Source organism: Demequina capsici (genome assembly GCF_032102965.1).
Lineage (GTDB): Bacteria > Actinomycetota > Actinomycetes > Actinomycetales > Demequinaceae > Demequina > Demequina capsici.
In genome coordinates, this window is sequence record NZ_CP134880.1 from 2710908 (window position 1) to 2730081 (window position 19174).

A 19174-nucleotide genomic window follows, 5' to 3' on the forward strand; every position below is an offset into this window, starting at 1 on the left:
GTTTCGAAAACTGTTTTCGTTGCTTTACAGTCGGCTTCATGAGCGCAGGTCCGACCATCAGGGACATCGCCGCGGCGGCGGGAGTGTCCGTCGCGACCGTGTCGAAGGCTGTCAACGGCCGCTACGGCGTGGCCCCGGACACGGCGGACCGCGTCATGCGGATCGTCGAGGAGCTGGGGTACGAGTCGAGCCTCGCGGCACGGCGCATGGGCGGGATCCGCACCGGCGTGATCGGCGTGCTCGTCGCCGAGTTCGAGCCGTTCAGCGCGGAGATCCTCAAGGGCATCAGCGCCGAGGCCCACGGCCGCCACCTCGACATCCTCGCCTACTCCGGCGCCTACGGATCCGCGTCGTCAGGCTGGGAGTCGCGGTCGCTGCGACGCCTCGGAAGCAACCTGATCGACGGCGCGATCCTGGTGACGCCCACGGCCCACGTGCCCTCGTCCGAGATCCCGATCGTCGCCATCGATCCGCACGCCGGACCCGCGGAAGGGGCGACGATCGAGTCCGACAGCTTCGGCGGGGCGGTCACCGCGACCCGCTACCTCGTGGAGCTGGGCCACCGTCGCATCGGGTTCGTCGCGGGCCGCCCCGACCTGCGCTCGTCACGCGCGCGCGACGCGGGCTACCGGCGGGCGCTCTCGGACGCGGGGATCCCGTTCAGGCCGCAGCTGACGCGCACCGGCTTCTACGACCAGGAGGCCGCGCGCCGCATGGCGCACGAGCTCCTCACGTCCTTCGACCGGCCGACCGCGGTCTTCGCGGCGAACGACCTCTCCGCGATCGCGATCGGCGAGGTCGCGAGCGAGCTGGGGCTGTCGGTGCCACGCGACCTGTCGATCGTCGGCTTCGACGACGTCCCCGAGGCCTCGCGATGGAGCCCTGCGCTCACGACGGTGCGCCAGCCGATGCGTCGGCTCGGCGAGGAGGCCGTGCAGATGCTCGCCACGCTCATGAGCGGCGAGGAGCTCCAGGAGCCTCACCGGCTGCTTCCGACACGCCTTGTGACACGCCACACGACGGCCCCACCGCAGTAGCCGTCGGCACGACCTCAGAGAGGAGCCCTTCCGTGGGCACGTACGCCAATCCGATCCTCGACGGATGTCATCCCGACCCGAGCGTCTGCGTGGTAGACGGCGCCTACCACCTGGTGACGTCCACCTTCGAGCATCTCCCGGGACTGCCGATCCACCGGTCGACGAACCTCGTCGACTGGGAGCTGATCGGCCACGTGATCGACCGTCCGGGACAGATCGACTTCACGGGGATCGCCGGCTCGAAGGGCCTCTTCGCGCCGACGATCCGTCACCACCGAGGCACCTGGTACGTGGTGTGCACCCACGTCCCCGGCGACCGCGAGCAGCCGCGCGAAGCGGGCCACTTCGTGTGCACCGCGACGGACCCGGCCGGTCCATGGAGCGACCCCACCTGGCTTCCTGGTCTTCCCGGGATCGACCCGTCCCTCACCTTCGACGGCGACGACATCTGGCTGTGCGGCACCGCGCTCCAGGACGACGGCCTGTGGGACGGGCAATGCGACGTGTGGCTCACCCGGCTCGACCCCGACTCGCTGCTGCCGATCGGCGAGCCGACCGTGCTGTGGCGCGGGGCGCTGCAGGGCGCAGGCTGGGCGGAGGGACCGCACCTCGTCAGGCGTCCCGACGGCGGCTGGATGCTGGTGGCGGCCGAAGGCGGCACCGATCGCGATCACGCCGTCTGCGTCGCGTACTCCGACACGATCGAGGGCCCGTATGCGGGCGACCCCGGCAACCCCCGTCTGACGCATCGCCACCTCGGCGCCGCGGAGGCGATCCAGAACGTCGGCCACGCCGACGCCTTCGAGGCGATCGACGGGCGTTGGTGGGTGGTCGCGCTCGCGACCCGCGTCCTCCCCGACGGAGCCAACAGCCTGTGCGGACGTCAGACGCAGCTCGTGCCCGCCACGTGGGAGGACGGGCGGCTCGTCATCGCTCCTGGCAGCGGCCGCGTGCACCGGCAGGTGACCGCGGACGGGGTGCCGGATCAGGCTGCGCGCGACTCGTCGCCGGTCGACCTCCTCGCGGGGTCGCGCCTGGACCCGGGCTGGAACGGCGTGCGGTGGCATCCCGGGGAGTTCGCGACGCTCGAGGGCGACGCCGTCGTCCTGACCGCCACCCCCGACGAGCCCACCGCGGTGGGTCGCACGGCCTTCCTGGGCCGACGTGTGCCCACCGACGAGTGCACCCTCACCGCGACCGTCTCCCTCACCCCTGGGGATGCGGAGCTGCGCGCGGGGCTGCTCCTGCGCACGTCGGAGAGCGCCATGGTCGAGGTCTCGACGAACCGCGAGGGCGAGCTTCGGGTCACCACGGTCGACGAGTCGGAGACCCAGCAGGTGGCGCACCGCGCCCATGGCTCCGCGCCTGTGACGCTCACGATGCGCCTGCGGGGCCACACGCTCGACATCCTCGTCGATGAGGAGGCGCTGGCCACGGTGGACGTCACGCCGCTCGCGACCGGCCGCCCAGGCTGGTTCATGGGCTCCTGGTGGGGACCCGTCGCCGTGGGCGAAGGCACCGCGCGGGTGCGGCGCCTGGTCATGGAGCCGTAGGCGGGCCTTCGGACGCGCGGAGGGGCGGGCCCCAAGGACCCGCCCCTCCGGCAACGTCACCGTCAGTACGTGAAGGTCTCCACCTTGTCGTGCATGCGCTGGGCGAGCTGCGCCAGCTCGACGACCGCCGCGTGCATCTCGCTCAGCACCGCGGCGGAGGTCGATGCCGACTGCGCCACGCCGCTGATGTTCGTGGCGATGTCGTGGGACGAGCTCGCGGCGTCGGACACGCCACGTCCCATCTCGTTCGTCGTGGCGGTCTGCTCCTCGATGGCAGAGGCGATCGTCGACTGGAACTCGTTGATGCGCTCGACGATCTGGCCGATCTCCTCGATTGCCGCGACAGCCCCCTCGGCGTCCGCCTGGATCGCGCGCACCCGGTTCGAGATGTCCTCGGTGGCACGGGAGGTCTCACGCGCCAGCTCGCCCACCTCGCCGGCGACGACCGCGAACCCGCGACCTGCCTCTCCGGCACGCGCCGCCTCGATCGTCGCGTTGAGCGCCAGCAGGTTCGTCTGGTCGGCGATGCTCGTGATGACCTTGACGACGTTGCCGATCTCCTGGCTGGAGACGCCCAGGCGCCCGATCTGCGAGTTGGCGGCGTCGGCCGCGGTCGCAGCCTGCGCGGCAACGCGTGCCGCCTCGGAGGCGGAGTGCGCGATCTCACGGATCGACGCGGTCATCTCATCGGAGCCCTTCGACACGTCGCCCAGGTTCCGGGAGACCTCGTCGGCCGCCCCGGAGACCTTGTCGGCCTGCGCCGTCATCTCCTCGGCGCCTGCGGTCACCTGGCGGTTCGAGGCGGACAGCTCCTCCGAGGCCCCTGCCACCTGGGTGGCGGACTCGGCGACGCTCTCCATGGTCTGCCTCAGGGCGAGCGTGGCGGCGTCCAGCGCCTGGCCCATGCGGCCCAGCTCGTCACGGGTCACCGCGCCCGACGTCACGGTGAGATCGCCCTTCGCGAGCGCCTCCGCCACCTTGTGGACGTCGCGCACCTGCGTGCGGATCGTGCCCGCCGCGAACAGCGCGATGCTCAGCACGAGCGCAAGGCCGAGCGCGAGCACGACGATCGCGAGCGTCGTGTAGAACGTGGCCTCCGACGCTGCCTTCGCCGACAGCGCGCTCGACGCGTCCGCCACGAGGGTCTCCTCCGCCTCGAGCGCGTCGATGGCGTCGTTGAGGTGCGCGGACGCGGCATCGTAGGCCGCCTGGAACGCGGCACGGTCACCGCTCGCAGCAGCGGGCAGCATCGCCGTGTCGCGCTCGTTCTTCCAGTCGGCCCAGGCGCTGGTGAAGGCCGCCCAGTCGGCGCCGCCGAGCGTGGCCGTGATGTCTCCCAGCTCCGCGATGCCGGCCTCGTAGGCGGCGGCGTCGGCGTCCAGGTCTCCATCGGTGGCCGCCATCTTCGCCTGCCAGTCCGCGACCTCCTGGTCGGTGGCGAGCGGCATGGCGGCGGCGGTGCCGATCAGCATGCGCGACTTCAGCTCCTCCTGATGCACCGCGCCGATGTTGAACGACACGTCGTTCTGGAGCGAGGTGAGCGCGCGGGCGTCGCCGGCGATCTGCTGCATGGCGTAGATCGACACGATCGCCACGACCAGCGCGACGACCGCGAGGGCGGTCACGATCGACATGATCTTGGCGCGGATCCCTGCGTTCCTGAAGAGTGCGACGGGACTCTTCCCGCCGCGGGAGGAGCCTGCGGGCGGGACTGCGGTGGCGAGCGGGGCGGAGGGGCTCATGGGGGGTGTCCTTCCAGACGGTGTCGTCAGGAAGAATCGTCCGCCGAGCGCCGCTGGTGAGGGATACGCACGCGGACCCGTCGATCAGGCGCGGTGACCGCGCGGTGGCGGCGTCTCAGGAGGCGGAGGGAGAGGGAGTCGCGCTCGTCGTCGGCTCGTCGGTCGCGAGCGGGTTGTCAGGAAGGGTGCGGGGCGCCTGCTGCGCCACGATCTGCGTCCAGGGCAGGCACGGTTCGTCCGTGTAGAGGTCCCGATCCGGGTCCAGCTCGGCGGAGGACGCGCTGCGCAGCGACGTGGCAGGGTCGTAGCCGGTGCCCACCACGACGTCGACCGTCGGTCCGGTCCTGTTGTCGAGCACGAGCTCGGCTTCCACGAAGTTGCGCGCCAGCGTGTACGCCGCCGCGATCCCGTCGGACCCGAAGAGGATCTTCACCACGCCGTCGTACGTCAGCGCGTAGTTGGCAGCGCCCACCGTCACGTAGCTGCGGCCGCTCAGGTCGCTCTCGACATCTCCGGCGAGGCCGGACGTGCTGGTGCCGTTGAGCACGCGGACCACGACGGTGCTCGGGTCGAGCGGCAGGGTCGAGGCCGGCGGGCACACCAGCGTGATGTCCGACGAGAAGTCTGCGGCCGACGTCTTGAAGGTCGAGTCGAACGGCCCCTGGGCCTCGCCGCGGTAGACGGCGGCGGCGCCCACGGACACCGCGGAGAGAAGGATGAGCAGGAGGCCGAAGACCACGACCTGGCGTTCGCGCCGGTGACGGCGCACGACCTCACGGCGGGTACGGAGGCGGCCGCCCCTGTTCTCGCTCACGTGCCCCACTCTCGCCGACGGATCGGGCCGCCACGTGATGTGGCGCGTACTGGCGGAGGATGGGGGATTCGAACCCCCGAGGGCTTGCACCCAACACGCGTTCCAGGCGTGCGCCATAGGCCGCTAGGCGAATCCTCCAGTGCCCGACGATGATACCCGAGCAATGCTCAGGGGCGAAAACGGCGCTGTGAGGGCAGATCTCCGGTACAACTATGGGAAACGTTGTCAGCACGGAGGAGGGCACGATGGCGGCGACGTTGCGCGACGTTGCTCAGATGGCAGAGGTGTCCATCAAGACCGTCTCCAACGTCATCAACGACCATCCTCACGTGCGGCCCGAGACGCGCGCGAGGGTGCAGTCGGCGATCGACGCGCTCGGCTACCGGCCGAACCTCACCGCGCGCTCGCTGCGCTCGGGGCGCACCGGCGCGATCGCGCTCGCGGTCCCCGAGGTCAGCCTGAGCTACTTCGCGGAGCTCGCGGACGCGGTCATCACCGCGGCGGAGAAGGCGGGGCTGGTGACGCTGGTCGAGCAGACGGGCGGCGATCGGCAGCGCGAGCTCGCGCTCCTGACCAGCCCTCGTCTGCAGATGACCGACGGGCTGATCTTCTCGCCGCTCGGCATGGACAACGACGACAGGGCCCATCTCGAGGTCGACTATCCCCTGGTGCTGCTGGGCGAGCGGGTGTTCGGCGCGCGCTGCGATCACGTGACGATGCGCAACACGGAGGCCGCGAAGGCCGCGACGGAGTACCTGATCGCGTCAGGGCGGAGGCGGATCGCGGTCGTCGGCCACCATGAGGGCGAGGAGATCGGCTCCGCCGGCTTGAGGATGAAGGGCTACCTGCAGGCACTCGAGGAGGCCGGGATCCCCTTCGACCGACGCCTCGTGGGGACGACGGGCCTGTGGCATCGCTGGAACGGCGCGATGGTCATGCGGGAGCTGCTGGCGTCCGGCGCGACGTTCGATGCGGTGTTCGCGTTCAACGACAACCTGGCGCTCGGAGCCATGCGCGTGCTGCAGGAGGCGGGTCTGCGCGTGCCGCAGGATGTCGCTGTCATCGGCTTCGACAACCTCGAGGAGACGGCGTACACGATCCCCTCGTTGACGACCGTGGATCCGGGCCGTGAGTGGATCGCGTCCACGGCGGTCGAGACCCTCGTCAAGCGCATCGCGGAGGGGGCGGGCGCGCCGGAGCCCGAGCTGACCCTCGCGCAGTTCAGGATCGTCGAGCGGGAGTCCGCGCCGCGCCGCTGAGCACCTGCGGTCCCCCACCGGCGACGTGCGCGCCCGGCCTGCCGCGGTCCATGGACGCGACGCCTCCGGCGCGCGCTGCTCGCGCGGCCGGCCCGTCGGGAGGGTCGCCGGACCTTGACCGAATCGTGACCTCCTCGATTCGTCCTCATCCGTTGACATGCTCCCAAGGCCCGTGCATCATGTCGTTACAACGTTGGATTCCAACGTTGTAACGATCGGAGCTCACCGAGGAGCGTCTGTGCACCTCGGCGCGAGCCGAGGCCATTTCGCAGCTGACAAGGGTGTCTGACACCGCGAAAGGAAAAGCACAGATGAAGCGCAGCCATCTCGCCGCCGCCGGTGCGTTCGCACTGGCCGCATCGACCCTCACGGCATGCTCGAGCGGAGGATCCTCCTCCAACGAGACATGCACCAACGAGATCCTCCAGCCCGACGCCACCCAGGTGTCCGTCTGGGCCTGGTACCCCGCCTTCGACCAGGTCGTCGACCTCTTCAACCAGACCCACGACGACGTCCAGATCTGCTGGACCAACGCCGGCCAGGGCAACGACGAGTACACCAAGTTCTCCACGGCGATCGAATCCGGCTCCGGAGCGCCCGACGTGATCATGCTCGAGTCCGAGGTGCTCTCCTCCTTCTCGATCCGCAACGCGCTCGTGGACCTCACCGAGTACGGAGCCGACGACGTCAAGGGCGACTACACGGACGGCGCATGGAAGGACGTGTCCTCGGGAGACGCCGTCTACGCGATCCCGGTCGACGGCGGCCCCATGGGCATGCTGTACCGCAAGGACATCCTGGACCAGTACGGCATCGCGGTCCCCACCACGTGGGACGAGTTCGCGGCCGCGGCACAGACGCTCAAGGACGCAGGCGCAGCAGGCGTGCTCGCCGACTTCCCCACGAACGGCCGCGCATACATCCAGGCCCTGCTGGCCCAGGTGGGCAACACGCCGTTCGACTACGACAACGCCAACCCCACGCAGATCGGCATCCACGTCAACGACGACGCCTCCAAGGACGTCCTCGCCTACTGGCAGAACCTGGCCGCCGACGGGCTCGTCGCCGTCGACGACGCGTTCACCGCCGACTACAACACCAAGCTCGTCGACGGCTCGTACGCCATCTACCTCGCGGCCGCGTGGGGCCCCGGCTACCTGTCGGGCCTCAGCGACGCAGACACGGACGCCGTGTGGCAGGCCGCACCCCTGCCCCAGTGGGACCCGGACAACCCCGTCCAGGTGAACTGGGGCGGCTCGACGTTCGCGGTCACGTCGCAGGCCAAGGACCCCGCCGCCGCGGCCGAGGTGGCCAAGGAGGTCTTCGGCACCGAGGACGCATGGAAGATCGGCATCGAGCAGGGCGCGCTGTTCCCCCTGTGGAAGCCCATCCTCGAGTCCGACTACTTCACCAACCTCGAGTACCCGTTCTTCGGCGGGCAGCAGATCAACAAGGACGTGTTCCTCGACGCCGCCGCAGGCTACGAGGGCTTCACCTTCAGCCCCTTCCAGAACTACGCGTACGACCAGATGACCGAGCAGGTCTACGCGATGACCCAGGGTCAGAAGGACGCCTCCCAGGCGCTCGACGACCTGCAGTCCAGCCTGGTCCAGTACGCGACCGAGCAGGGCTTCACCGTCACCGAGTAGCAGACGTCGCGGCGGTCGGCACCCTCTCCGCCGACCGCCGCGGCCCACCCCTGGAGAAGCGCACCCATGTCAACCCTCACAGAGCCGGAGCAGGCACCCGCGCCGCCCGAGCCGACGCCCACCAAGCAGCCGAAGCAGTACCGGAGCATCGAGCACCGCCGCCAATGGTGGGGCTGGCTGTTCGTCGCGCCGTTCACCCTGGTGTTCATCCTCTTCCTGATCGTGCCGCTGGTCGTCGCCTTCTGGATGAGCCTGCACACCAACACGCTCGCCTCGGGCAACGCCTTCACGGGGCTCGACAACTACGTCAAGGCGTTCACCGACCCGCTGTTCCTCGACGGCCTCAAGCGCGTCGCCGCGTTCGTCGTCGTGATGATCCCCGCGCAGATGCTCGTCGCGATCTCGGCCGCGCTCGTGCTCGACAACCTCACCACCTGGCTGTCCCGCTTCTCGCGGCTCATGATCTTCATCCCCTACGCCATCCCCGTGGTCATCGGCGCGATCATGTGGGGCTTCCTCTACAGCCCCCGGTTCGGGCCCGCGACCGACATCTTCGGACTGTTCGGCGCCACGCCCCCGGACTTCCTGGCCCAGGGAACCGTCTTCTACTCGCTGGTGAACATCGTCACGTGGCAGTGGTCCGGCTACTTCATGATCATCATCTACGCGGCGCTGCGAGGCATCGACTCGTCCATCTACGAGGCGGCCCGCGTCGACGGCGCCAACGGGTGGCAGGTCGCGCTGCGCATCAAGCTGCCCATGATCTCGTCCTCGATGGTGATGGTCGTCATCTTCTCGCTCATCGGCACCCTCCAGTTCTTCACGGAGCCGCAGGTGCTGCGGGGCGTCGCGCAGGGCGCGATCCCGGTGAGCTACACCCCGAACATGTACGCCTACACGCTGGCGTTCTCGTACAGCCAGTTCAACTACGCCGCCGCGATCTCCTTCGCGCTCGGGATCGTGGTCTTCATCGGCTCGTACCTCTTCCTCTTTCTCACGCGCAAGCAGAGCGGACTCAAGTGACATGGCGCTGCTGACAGACTCCCCCGACAGGATCCGCGAGCGCGACGCCCGTCGCGCGGCCGGGCGCAAGCGAAACGTCGGCTCGCACCTCTTCCTGATCGTGCTCGTCGTCTACTTCCTCACACCGCTGTGGTGGCTCATCGTCGGCTCGACCAAGTCGAACTCGGGCCTGTTCGTCGGCTCAGGCGGACCGCTGTGGTTCAACGACGAGTTCGCCCTGGTCGACAACATCAAGGGCCTGTTCGAGCACCAGAACGGCATCTACTGGACGTGGCTGGGCAACTCGTTCCTGTACGCGCTCACGGGCGGCATCGGCGCCACCCTCGTCGCGGTCCTCGCAGGGTACGGGTTCGCGAAGTACCGCTTCCCCGGCCGCAACGCGCTGTTCTCCACGCTGCTCGGCGCCGTGATGGTGCCGCTCACGGCGCTCGTCATCCCCACGTTCATCCTGCTCAGCAACATGCACCTCACGAACACACGGTGGGCCGTGATCCTGCCGAGCCTGCTCAGCCCGATCGGCGTGTACCTCATGCGCGTGTACACCCAGGACGCCGTGCCCGACGAGCTGCTCGACGCCGCGCGCGTCGACGGCGCGGGAGAGCTGCGCACCTTCGTGCGCGTCGCGCTGCCGCTGCTCAAGCCCGCGATCGTCACCGTCCTGCTGCTGTCGGTCGTCGCCACGTGGAACAACTTCTTCCTCCCGTTGGCGGTGCTGAACGATCCCAACCTGCTGCCAGTCACCGTCGGCCTCAACAACTGGCAGGCGCTGTCCAACGCGGGCTCGGGCGGTGAGCAGGTGTGGAACCTCATCGTCACCGGATCGTTCGTCTCGATCATCCCGCTCGTCATCGCGTTCCTCACGATGCAGCGCTACTGGAGGGGCGGCCTGTCCCTCGGTGCGCTCAAGTGAGCCGCGACGTCGTCCCCTCGCTCCTCTCCCACCACCTCAGGAAGGCGTCATGACCTCCGCTCGACTCACCGTCAACCCGCAGTTCGTCGTCGGCCGCATCGACAGGAGGCTCTTCGGATCCTTCGTCGAGCACCTGGGCCGCCACGTGTACGACGGCATCTACGAGCCCGGCCACCCGTCGGCGGACGACGAGGGCTTCCGCACCGACGTCATCGAGCTCGTGAAGGAGCTCGGCGTGTCCACCGTCCGATACCCGGGGGGCAACTTCGTCTCCGGCTTCAGGTGGGAGGACTCGGTGGGGCCCCGTGAGGGACGTCCCCGTCGGCTGGACCTCGCGTGGCACTCGACGGAGACGAACGAGGTGGGGCTGCACGAGTTCGCCTCCTGGCTGGACAAGATCGGGTCGGACCTGATGCTCGCGGTGAACCTCGGCACCCGAGGCACCCTCGAGGCGCTGGACCTGCTCGAGTACTGCAACATCGCCGGCGGCTCGACCCTGTCGCAGCAGCGGATCGACAACGGTCATCCCGCACCGTTCGGGGTGGGCATGTGGTGCCTGGGCAACGAGATGGACGGGCCCTGGCAGCTGGGGCACCGATCGGCGGAGGACTACGGGAAGATCGCCTCGCAGACCGCCAAGGCGATGCGGCAGATGGACCCCTCGGTGAGGCTCGTCGCATGCGGCTCGTCGTCGGCGCACATGCCGACGTTCGGCGAATGGGAGCGCACGGTCCTCACGCACGCGTACGACGACGTCGACTACATCTCCTGCCACGCGTATTACGAGGAGCGGGACGGCGACCTGGGATCGTTCCTCGCATCGGCCGTCGACATGGACGCGTTCATCGAGACGGTCGTGGCGACCGCGGACCATGTCAAGGCCGTGAAGGGGTCGTCGAAGACCATCGACATCTCGTTCGACGAGTGGAACGTCTGGTACATCACGCGCTTCGAGGGCGTGGACAAGATCGAGGGGATCGACAACTGGCCGGTGGCCCCGCGCCTCCTCGAGGACGTCTACTCCGTGGCGGACGCGGTCGTGTTCGGCTCGCTCATGATCTCGCTGCTCAAGCACGCCGACCGGGTCACCAGCGCGTCCCTCGCGCAGATGGTGAACGTCATCGCTCCGATCATGACGGAGCCCGGCGGGCCGGCGTGGAGGCAGACGACCTTCTTCCCGTTCTCGATCACCTCGAGGCTGGCGCGCGGCACCGCGCTCGACGTCCGCGTGGACGTCGAGCGGTACTCCACGAAGGAGTACGGCGAGGTCCCGCTGGTGGACGCCGTCGCGACGCACGACGCCGAGTCGGGGCACGCAGCCGTGTTCCTGGTCAACCGGTCGGTGGACGCGCCGGTCACCGTCACGGTCGACGTCAGCGCGCTCGGCGAGGTCGCCCTGCTCGAGACGCACACGCTCGCGGACGAGGACCTGCACGCGAAGAACACGCTCGCCGAGCCCGAGCGCGTCGGGGTGTCCCCCAACGGCACCGCGGCGTTGTCCGACGGCACGCTCACCGTCACCCTGCCCGCGGTCTCCTGGACCGCGATCTCGCTCGGCTGACGGCCGCGCGTCGGCGCCGCCCGCTCTCCTCCGCCCCGGAGCTCCGGGGATGAAAGGGCCGGCGCCGACGCGATAGGCTTGTGCGCAGACCCCCCACGTGGCGCTATCCCGCCCAACTCCCCCAGGTCAGGAATGAAGCAAGGGTAAGCGGGCTCTTGCGGGTGCGTGGGGGGTCCTTCCATGCCCGCCCCTCGCCGCCGCCACGGGCGTCCCCAGGCCGGCATGATCCCCGCCCACGCACCACCCGTCGCGACCCCGGAGCGACGCGTCAGGCCCGCCGGTTAGGCTCATACCCGTGAGCACCGCCCTGTACCGCCGCTACCGTCCCGACTCGTTCGCCGACGTCGTCGGCCAGGAGCATGTCACCGTGCCCCTCATGCAGGCGCTGCGGGCGGACAAGGTCAACCACGCCTACCTCTTCTCCGGCCCCCGCGGGTGCGGCAAGACCACCTCTGCGCGCATCCTGGCCCGCTGCCTCAACTGCGCGGCTGGCCCCACCGACACGCCCTGCGGCACGTGCGACTCCTGCGTCGAGCTCGCGCGCGGCGGGGCCGGATCGGTCGACGTCGTGGAGATCGACGCGGCCAGCCACAACGGAGTCGACGACGCCCGCGAGCTGCGCGAGCGCGCCGCCTTCGCTCCGGCGCGCGACCGCTACAAGATCTTCATCCTCGACGAGGCGCACATGGTGACGCCACAGGGCTTCAACGCCCTGCTGAAGCTCGTCGAGGAGCCGCCTCCGCACATCCGGTTCATCTTCGCCACCACCGAGCCGGACAAGGTGATCGGCACCATCCGCTCACGCACCCACCACTATCCGTTCCGGCTGGTACCGCCCCCCGTCCTGGTCGACTACCTGGGAAGGCTCTGCGAGGCGGAGTCCGTGACGGTCGAGTCGGGCGTGCTGCCTCTGGTGGTGCGGGCAGGCGGCGGATCCGTCCGCGACTCGCTGTCCGTGCTCGACCAGCTCATCGCGGGGTCGGGTCCTGAGGGCGTCACCTACGAGCGGGCCATCTCCCTCCTGGGCTTCACGGACGCGACACTCCTGGACGACGCGGTCGGCGCGATCGCCGCCGCAGACGGTGCCAGCCTCTTCGACGTGGTGTCCCGCGTGATCTCCACCGGTCATGAGCCTCGCCGGTTCGTCGAGGACCTGCTGGAGCGTCTGCGCGACCTCGTGGTGCTCGCCGCAGCGGGGCCGTCTGGAGAGAAGGCTCTCGGCGAGATCCCCGTCGATCAGCTCGAGGCCATGAAGGAGCAGGCCCGGTCTCTGGGGCTCGCTCGCGCGTCACGCGCGGGCGACCTCGTCAACGAGGCGCTCACCCGCATGGTCGGTGCCACCTCGCCGCGCCTCCATCTCGAGCTGCTGTGCGCACGGCTTCTTGCGGCCGAGGCGCCCACGCCCGCCGTCGCCGCCCACGCGCCCGTCACCTCGCCGTCGCCGACCACCCCTGCCGCGTCGCCGGTCGCCCCCGCACCGGGTATCCACGCCGCCGCCGGCGAGCCCCCGACGTCTGCCGCGGGCTCCAGTGCGTCCGGCGCCTCCGGTGTCGAGGCGGCCATGGCGGCCGTGCGAGCCGGGCGCGAGCGTCCCAGCGCGGAGAGGCCTGCCACCCGTCCGGCGCCAGCCGTCGTTCCGGCTGGCGCCCCCGCGGCTGCGCCCACTGCGCCTCCCGCTGACCGCGTCCCCGCAGCCGCACCCGCAGCCGCACCCGCAGCGTCCCAAGAACCGCCACCGTGGGACGAGGAGCCCGCTCCCTGGGACGACGCGCCGCCGCCCGTGACCTCCGCCACGCCCGTCGTGCGGGCCGAGTCCGTGGCACCACCGTCGCGGCCCGCGGTCAGCGCCGCACCGCCCGCCGCGTCACAGGCTCCCGCCACCGCACCCTCAGCGCCTCCTGCGTCAGCGTCTCCTGCGTCAGCGCCTCCTGCCTCGACCGTCCCCGCGGCCGCGGGCGGCGCCGAGGACACCGAGCTCGTGCGTCGGCGCTGGCCCGAGGTGCTCGGCACGCTCGAACGCCACCGGGTCACGTGGGCCATGGTCAGCCAGAGCGCCCAGGTGGCGCGCCTCGAGGCCGGCGTGCTCCACCTCGCCTTCGACTCGCCCGCACTGTCAGGACGCTTCGCCACCGGCCCGCACGCGGAGAACGTCGCGCTGGCGGTCCGCGAGACGCTCGGCCTCAAGGTCCGCGTGGAGGGCGCGCACGGCGTGAGCATCAGCGCCGCGCCGCCCGCAGACTCCGCCCCGACCGCGCCGTCCATGTCCGCGCGGAGCGCAGCCACCGCTCCCTCCGCGCCCAGCGCTCAGGCCCCCGCGCCGCGCGCGCCTCAGGACGATTACGAGGACATCTCGGACGACGACGTGTCGGCCGACGACGGCGGCACCGCCGGCATCGATGTCGTCACGAAGCTCCTCGGCGGCCGCATCGTCGAGAGCTGACGTCGGAAGTCCGTCGACGCGTCGGTGAACGCCGCGGTCAGCGCCGCCGCCTACTCTTGAACCCATGTACGACGGCGCAGTGCAGGATCTGATCGACGAGCTGGGGCACCTGCCCGGCATCGGTCCCAAGAGCGCGCAGCGCATCGCCTTCCACCTGCTCTCCGCCGACGCGGCCGATGTGAGACGGCTCGCGGACGCGATCACCACCGTCAAGGAGCGCGTGCGCTTCTGCGACACCTGCGGCAACGTCGCCGAGTCCGAGCAGTGCCGCATCTGCGCCGACCCTCGGCGCGCCGAGGACGTGCTGTGCGTGGTGGAGGAGCCCAAGGACGTCGTCGTGATCGAGCGCACTCGGGAGTACCGAGGCCGCTACCACGTGCTGGGCGGCGCGATCGATCCGATGAACGGCATCGGCCCGGACGACCTCAGGATCCGCGAGCTCATGGGACGCCTGGGAGACGGCCGGATCCAGGAGGTCATCATCGCCACCGACCCCAACATCGAAGGCGAGGCGACCGCCACCTACCTTTCACGGATGCTTCTGCCCATGGGCGTCGTGGTGTCCCGGCTCGCGTCAGGCCTGCCCGTCGGCGGCGACCTCGAATACGCGGACGAGGTGACGCTGGGTCGGGCGTTCGAGGGGCGTCGGCGAGTCAGCTGACGGCCGCCGCGCAGACGGCGACGGCCGCCGCGCAGACGGCGACGGCCGCCGCGCAGACGGCGACGGCCGCGCGCCGAAGGGATCGAACGCGCGGCCGTACCGTGCGACCACGCGGCCCAGGGGGGTGTCAGCCTGTGGTCTGGTCCGGATCCGCCTCGGGGGGGTGCGACGGTCCGGGGTCTGTTCAGCTATGGCACCCGGGTACCGCCGCCGACCGCATCATGCGGTTCGGCACGGCGGCGGTCCCGGGAGCGGTGCGGCGACGGGCCGGGAACCAGCGGCCCTCGCCATAGGACGCGGCACCCAGGTGGGGGTGCTCGGCGCGGCCTGCACCGGGCATCGCAGCTCTGGCATGGAGGAAAGGTGTTTCCTGCGATGCACGCACGATGCGGCTGGCGCCGTATCCGGTTGCCGTGTCCATGCCCTCACGTTACGTCCGCGACCCTGGGAGAACGCTGAGAGGAACCTGGGTGTGCGCTCCGAGATGCGGAGGCTTCCGCGTGGCCCGACGGGGGCCTCTGGACCCGTGCTCGCGGCACCGGGCGTCCGTCTAGAATGAGGTGCCGCGACGCACGCGCGCGTGGCACCCCACGATCGAGTCGAAGGAGCGCGCTGTGTCCCTCGTGGTGCAGAAGTACGGAGGATCCTCCGTCGCGGATGCCGACGCCATCCGCCGTGTCGCGAAGCGCGTCGCGGAGACGCGCCAGGCCGGGCACGACGTGGTGGTCACCGTGTCTGCGATGGGCGACACGACGGACGAGCTGATCGACCTCTCCAACGAGGTCTCCGGCCGCGAGCACCCGCGAGAGATGGACATCCTCCTCACCGCCGGCGAGCGCATCTCGATGGCGCTGCTCGCGATGGCGGTGCGCGACCTGGGCGTCGGCGCCCAGTCCTTCACCGGCCCGCAGGCGGGCGTCATCACGTCTGGCGCCTACGGCCGCGCTCGCATCATCGACGTGGCGCCCGGCCGCCTTCGCCAGACCCTCGATGACGGCGACGTCGCGATCGTCGCCGGCTTCCAGGGCCTCAACCAGGAGACGCAGGACGTGCAGACCCTGGGCCGCGGCGGCTCCGACACGACGGCCGTCGCGCTCGCCGCCGCGCTCGAGGCCGACGTGTGCGAGATCTACACCGACGTGGACGGCGTCTTCTCCGCCGACCCCCGCGTCGTCCCGTCCGCGCGCAAGCTGGACGTCATCACGTACGAGGAGATGCTCGACATGGCCGCCTCAGGCGCCAAGGTCCTGATGCCTCGCTGCGTCGAGTACGCCCGCCGCTTCAACGTGCCGATCCACGTCCGCTCGTCGTTCTCAGGGTTGACAGGCACCATGGTGGTGGGACATCCCGAAGGAACCGAAGGTGAGGAAACCATGGAGCAGCCGATCATCGCAGGCGTCGCCCACGACGTCTCCGAGGCCAAGATCACGGTCATCGGGGTCCCCGACATCCCGGGTTCCGCTGCGCGCCTGTTCGAGGCGGTCGCGACGGCGGATGTCAACATCGACATGATCGTGCAGAACGTGTCCGCGACGCACACGGGCGTCACCGACATCTCCTTCACGCTCCCCACGGCGCAGGTCGCCGCCGCACGCGCCGCCCTCGAGGCGGACCACGAGGCGATCGGCTTCCGCGAGCTCGTGGTGGACGACACGATCGGCAAGATCTCGCTCATCGGTGCCGGGATGCGGTCATCGTCGGGCGTGTCCGCCAAGTTCTTCTCGGCTCTGCGCGACGCGGGCATCAACATCGAGATGATCTCCACCTCGGACATCCGGATCTCGGTCGTCACGCGCGCCGAGCTGGTGGACGACGCTGTTCGCGCGGTCCACACCGCATTCGGCCTGGACTCGACCCAGGGTGAGGCCGTGGTCTACGGAGGTACCGGACGATGACACTCTCCCTCGCAGTCGTGGGCGCTACCGGTCAGGTGGGCGCCGTCATGCGTGAGCTCGTGGCTGAGCGCTTCCCCCAGGCCGACGTGAGGTTCTTCGCGTCGTCGCGCTCCGCGGGCAAGGTGCTCCCCCACCTCGGCCGCGACATCGTCGTGGAGGACGTCGCGTCGGGCGACTACTCCGGCATCGACATCGCGCTCTTCTCGGCCGGTGGCGGCGCCTCCAAGGAGTACGCCCCGCGGTTCGCTGCTGCCGGCGCGATCGTGATCGACAACTCGTCCGCGTGGCGCAAGGACCCCGAGGTGCCGCTCGTCGTCTCGGAGGTCAACCCCGAGGCGCTGGACGACATCCCCAAGGGCATCGTCGCCAACCCCAACTGCACCACGATGGCCGCCATGCCCGTCCTCAAGCCGCTGCACGAGGCCGCCGGCCTGGAGCGCCTCGTCGTCTCCAGCTACCAGGCCGTGTCCGGCTCGGGCCTCGCCGGCGTCGAGGAGCTGCACGGCCAGGCCGCTGCCGTGGTCGACGGCGCGAAGGCGCTCGCTCACGACGGCTCCGCGGTCGACTTCCCTGCCCCCGTGAAGTACGTCGCGCCCATCGCGTTCAACGTGCTCCCCATGGCCGGCTCCGTGGTGGACGACGGCTCGAACGAGACCGACGAGGAGCAGAAGCTGCGCAACGAGTCGCGCAAGATCCTGGGCCTCCCGGGCCTTCGCGTCAGCGGTACCTGCGTGCGCGTGCCGGTGTTCACCGGTCACTCGCTCTCCATCAACGCCGAGTTCTCGAAGGACATCACACCGGAGCAGGCGTACGAGATCCTCGCCTCCGCCCCGGGAGTGAAGGTCCAGGAGGTTCCCACTCCGCTCGACGCAGCGGGCGGTGACCTGTCGCTCGTGGGCCGCATCCGCCAGGACCGTGCGGCCGAGGGCAACCACGGCCTCGCGCTGTTCGTGTCCGGGGACAACCTGCGCAAGGGCGCTGCCCTCAACGCCGTGCAGCTCGCGGAGCTCGTCGCGGCTCGGCTGGCGACCAAGGCGTAGCCGCCGGAGCCTCACCTCTGCGATCAGGGGCCGGATCCTTCGGGATCCGGCCCCTCTTCACACCTGCCGCGCCGTCGCGCGGGAGACGGACCCTCGGTGGGACAACCCGACGCCCGCCAGTGCCGAGAGCGCACCGGCAGGGTCCTCCAGCAGCCCGGAGAATGCGACCTCGGCTGCACCCACCGACATCATGTGCTCGCGCAGCTCGTTGCGCACGATCGGTACATCGAGGGCCAGGTCCGGCATGGCCAGGGCGCCCACGCGAGCAACGAGCTCCTCCCCGCGCGCGGTGAGGATCGCGCCGGGAAGGCCTCCCAGGACCACCCTGCGCGGCGCGAGGATCGTGACGATCGTCGCGATGCCCTGCGCGAGCCGCTCGGTCTGCCTCTCGAGCTCCCTGAGGACGGGCAGAGCGGGGTCTGCGAGCAGGGCGTCCAGGTCGTCGAGCGCGAGGTCGGGACGCCCCGACGCGGCGCGCATCCGTGCCATGGACACGTATGCCTCGAGGCAGCCGCGCCTGCCGCAGCCGCACGCGGCGCCGCCGGGGCTGACGGTGAGATGCCCCAGCTCCCCCGCGAAGCTCCGTTCTCCTCTCAGCAGCCGGCCCTCCATGATCACGCCTGCTCCCACGCCGGAGGCCGAGCCGTTCAGGTAGACCAGGTTCCGCTCACCGCGTCCCGCGCCGAACAGCGCCTCCGCGACCGCGCCCACGTTGGCGTCGTTCGCCGCAGCAGCCGGCACGCCCAACGCGTCCTCGAGCGCGGCGGCGACCGCCACGTTCCGCCAGCCCAGGTGATGCGACACCGCGACCACCTGGCTGTGCTCGTCGACCAGTCCCGGCACGGCGACTCCCGCGCACACGAGACGCCTGCCTACGAGCGCCGCCGACGACGCGACCATGTCACTTACCAGGCTCATCATGGTGGGAAGGGTCGGGGGCGAATCGACGGAACGCTGCTGAAGCTCGTGGACCACGCCCCCGAGCCCGATCACGCCCATCCGCACGCCGTCGGTCTCCGGGTTGATCCCGAGCGCGACGACGTCAGCGTCGGCATGGACCATGGGGCTGGGGCGGCCGGCACGCGGTTCCTCCCAGTGCGGCTCGCGTTCCTTCACCAGGCCCAGCGCGACGAGCTCCCCGACGAGCACTCCGACGGTCGACCTGTTGAGCCCCGTGATGCGCGTCAGGTCTGCCCGAGACGTGTCGCCGTGGTGATGCACGTAACGCAGGAGGGTGGAGAGGTTGTGACGGCGCGTGACCTCGTTCCGTGAACCTGCAGGAGAGTGATCCACCTCCGGCTCCGCCATGCGTCCTCCCCGGCCTCGCTCAGCCCGTTCAGCATAGGGGCGACCGGCGGTGCGCGGGAGGTGAGGCTCGCGGATCCGTCCCCACCGCAGGGGAACGACGAAGGCCCCTCCCGAAGGAGGGGCCTCTGTCAACGATGTCTAGAGACATCTGTCAACGATGTCCTGAGACATCACACGGTCGGGGTGACAGGATTTGAACCTGCGACCTCCTCGTCCCGAACGAGGCGCGCTACCAAGCTGCGCCACACCCCGTGATTTGAGCCTGCCCAGGATAGCCGACGA

The 19174-nt window shown here is 70.2% G+C and carries 14 protein-coding genes, 2 tRNA genes and 1 other RNA gene; 12 read left to right on the forward strand and 5 right to left on the reverse strand.

Annotated features, from left to right (window positions below):
• The first annotated feature begins 38 nt into the window (after positions 1–38).
• Together RN607_RS12900 and RN607_RS12905 are read left to right on the forward strand one after the other, a co-directional pair.
• Positions 39–1037, forward strand: a complete 999-nt coding sequence (locus RN607_RS12900) for a LacI family DNA-binding transcriptional regulator (protein ID WP_313497804.1) — start codon at positions 39–41, stop codon at positions 1035–1037.
• A 32-nt stretch (positions 1038–1069) separates the two neighbouring features.
• The gene (locus RN607_RS12905; protein WP_313543027.1) at positions 1070–2590 is read left to right on the forward strand and encodes a glycoside hydrolase family 43 protein; all 1521 of its coding nucleotides are present in this window, start codon (positions 1070–1072) and stop codon (positions 2588–2590) included.
• A gap of 62 nt (positions 2591–2652) precedes the next feature.
• Here the strand turns inward: RN607_RS12905 and RN607_RS12910 are convergent, their stop codons facing one another.
• The 3 genes from RN607_RS12910 to RN607_RS12920 all read right to left on the reverse strand — a co-directional run bounded on the left by RN607_RS12910 (position 2653) and on the right by RN607_RS12920 (position 5284).
• Entirely contained in the window at positions 2653–4332 is a 1680-nt protein-coding gene (locus tag RN607_RS12910; RefSeq protein ID WP_313543028.1) for a methyl-accepting chemotaxis protein, read from the reverse strand.
• A 115-nt stretch (positions 4333–4447) separates the two neighbouring features.
• The gene (locus RN607_RS12915) at positions 4448–5146 is read right to left on the reverse strand and encodes a LytR C-terminal domain-containing protein (protein WP_313497809.1); all 699 of its coding nucleotides are present in this window, start codon (positions 5144–5146) and stop codon (positions 4448–4450) included.
• Between the two features lie 50 nt (positions 5147–5196).
• Positions 5197–5284 (reverse strand) — tRNA-Ser (locus RN607_RS12920).
• A gap of 107 nt (positions 5285–5391) precedes the next feature.
• On the opposite strand from RN607_RS12920, the gene RN607_RS12925 reads away from it, so the two are divergent.
• The 10 genes from RN607_RS12925 (at position 5392) to RN607_RS12970 (ending at position 17584) form a co-directional block, all read left to right on the forward strand.
• The gene (locus RN607_RS12925; protein ID WP_313497811.1) at positions 5392–6405 is read left to right on the forward strand and encodes a LacI family DNA-binding transcriptional regulator; all 1014 of its coding nucleotides are present in this window, start codon (positions 5392–5394) and stop codon (positions 6403–6405) included.
• Positions 6406–6716: 311 nt separating this feature from the next.
• A complete protein-coding gene (locus tag RN607_RS12930) occupies positions 6717–8054 on the forward strand; it encodes an ABC transporter substrate-binding protein (protein WP_313543030.1) in 1338 nt (445 codons plus the stop codon).
• Positions 8055–8120: 66 nt separating this feature from the next.
• A complete protein-coding gene (locus RN607_RS12935) occupies positions 8121–9077 on the forward strand; it encodes a carbohydrate ABC transporter permease (protein ID WP_313497814.1) in 957 nt (318 codons plus the stop codon).
• A gap of 1 nt (position 9078) precedes the next feature.
• The gene (locus RN607_RS12940; protein ID WP_313497816.1) at positions 9079–9987 is read left to right on the forward strand and encodes a carbohydrate ABC transporter permease; all 909 of its coding nucleotides are present in this window, start codon (positions 9079–9081) and stop codon (positions 9985–9987) included.
• A 49-nt stretch (positions 9988–10036) separates the two neighbouring features.
• Positions 10037–11548, forward strand: a complete 1512-nt coding sequence (gene arfA / locus RN607_RS12945) for an arabinosylfuranosidase ArfA (RefSeq protein WP_313543032.1) — start codon at positions 10037–10039, stop codon at positions 11546–11548.
• An 84-nt stretch (positions 11549–11632) separates the two neighbouring features.
• An RNA gene (ffs, locus tag RN607_RS12950) (signal recognition particle sRNA small type) lies at positions 11633–11729 on the forward strand.
• A gap of 114 nt (positions 11730–11843) precedes the next feature.
• Positions 11844–13988 (forward strand): DNA polymerase III subunit gamma and tau, encoded by a 2145-nt coding sequence (locus RN607_RS12955; RefSeq protein WP_313543034.1) that lies wholly within the window; start codon positions 11844–11846, stop codon positions 13986–13988.
• Between the two features lie 64 nt (positions 13989–14052).
• Positions 14053–14649, forward strand: coding sequence for a recombination mediator RecR (recR, locus tag RN607_RS12960; RefSeq protein WP_313497822.1), 597 nt, complete (start codon positions 14053–14055; stop codon positions 14647–14649).
• A gap of 614 nt (positions 14650–15263) precedes the next feature.
• Complete coding sequence (locus RN607_RS12965; RefSeq protein ID WP_313497824.1) at positions 15264–16544, forward strand: aspartate kinase; 1281 nt, start codon at positions 15264–15266, stop codon at positions 16542–16544.
• Positions 16541–17584: an aspartate-semialdehyde dehydrogenase gene (locus tag RN607_RS12970; RefSeq protein ID WP_313497826.1), complete on the forward strand. Its 1044-nt coding sequence runs from the start codon at positions 16541–16543 to the stop codon at positions 17582–17584. The genes RN607_RS12965 and RN607_RS12970 overlap by 4 nt, the downstream gene beginning before the upstream one ends.
• A 57-nt stretch (positions 17585–17641) precedes the next feature.
• On the opposite strand, the gene RN607_RS12975 is transcribed toward RN607_RS12970, so the two are convergent.
• Positions 17642–18892 (reverse strand): ROK family protein, encoded by a 1251-nt coding sequence (locus RN607_RS12975; protein WP_313543036.1) that lies wholly within the window; start codon positions 18890–18892, stop codon positions 17642–17644.
• 178 nt (positions 18893–19070) lie between these two features.
• Positions 19071–19144, reverse strand: a tRNA-Pro gene (locus RN607_RS12980).
• Positions 19145–19174 lie beyond the last annotated feature (30 nt).

What these genes read in the sequence shown, in the direction of transcription:
- recR (WP_313497822.1), top strand. Translation starts at nt 14,053, where the DNA reads ATGTACGACGGCGCAGTGCAGGATCTGATCGACGAGCTGGGGCACCTG.
- RN607_RS12970 (WP_313497826.1), top strand. Translation starts at nt 16,541, where the DNA reads ATGACACTCTCCCTCGCAGTCGTGGGCGCTACCGGTCAGGTGGGCGCC.
- RN607_RS12930 (WP_313543030.1), top strand. Translation starts at nt 6,717, where the DNA reads ATGAAGCGCAGCCATCTCGCCGCCGCCGGTGCGTTCGCACTGGCCGCA.
- RN607_RS12940 (WP_313497816.1), top strand. Translation starts at nt 9,079, where the DNA reads ATGGCGCTGCTGACAGACTCCCCCGACAGGATCCGCGAGCGCGACGCC.
- RN607_RS12910 (WP_313543028.1), bottom strand. Translation starts at nt 4,332, where the DNA reads ATGAGCCCCTCCGCCCCGCTCGCCACCGCAGTCCCGCCCGCAGGCTCC.
- RN607_RS12900 (WP_313497804.1), top strand. Translation starts at nt 39, where the DNA reads ATGAGCGCAGGTCCGACCATCAGGGACATCGCCGCGGCGGCGGGAGTG.
- arfA (WP_313543032.1), top strand. Translation starts at nt 10,037, where the DNA reads ATGACCTCCGCTCGACTCACCGTCAACCCGCAGTTCGTCGTCGGCCGC.
- RN607_RS12975 (WP_313543036.1), bottom strand. Translation starts at nt 18,892, where the DNA reads ATGGCGGAGCCGGAGGTGGATCACTCTCCTGCAGGTTCACGGAACGAG.
- RN607_RS12925 (WP_313497811.1), top strand. Translation starts at nt 5,392, where the DNA reads ATGGCGGCGACGTTGCGCGACGTTGCTCAGATGGCAGAGGTGTCCATC.
- RN607_RS12935 (WP_313497814.1), top strand. Translation starts at nt 8,121, where the DNA reads ATGTCAACCCTCACAGAGCCGGAGCAGGCACCCGCGCCGCCCGAGCCG.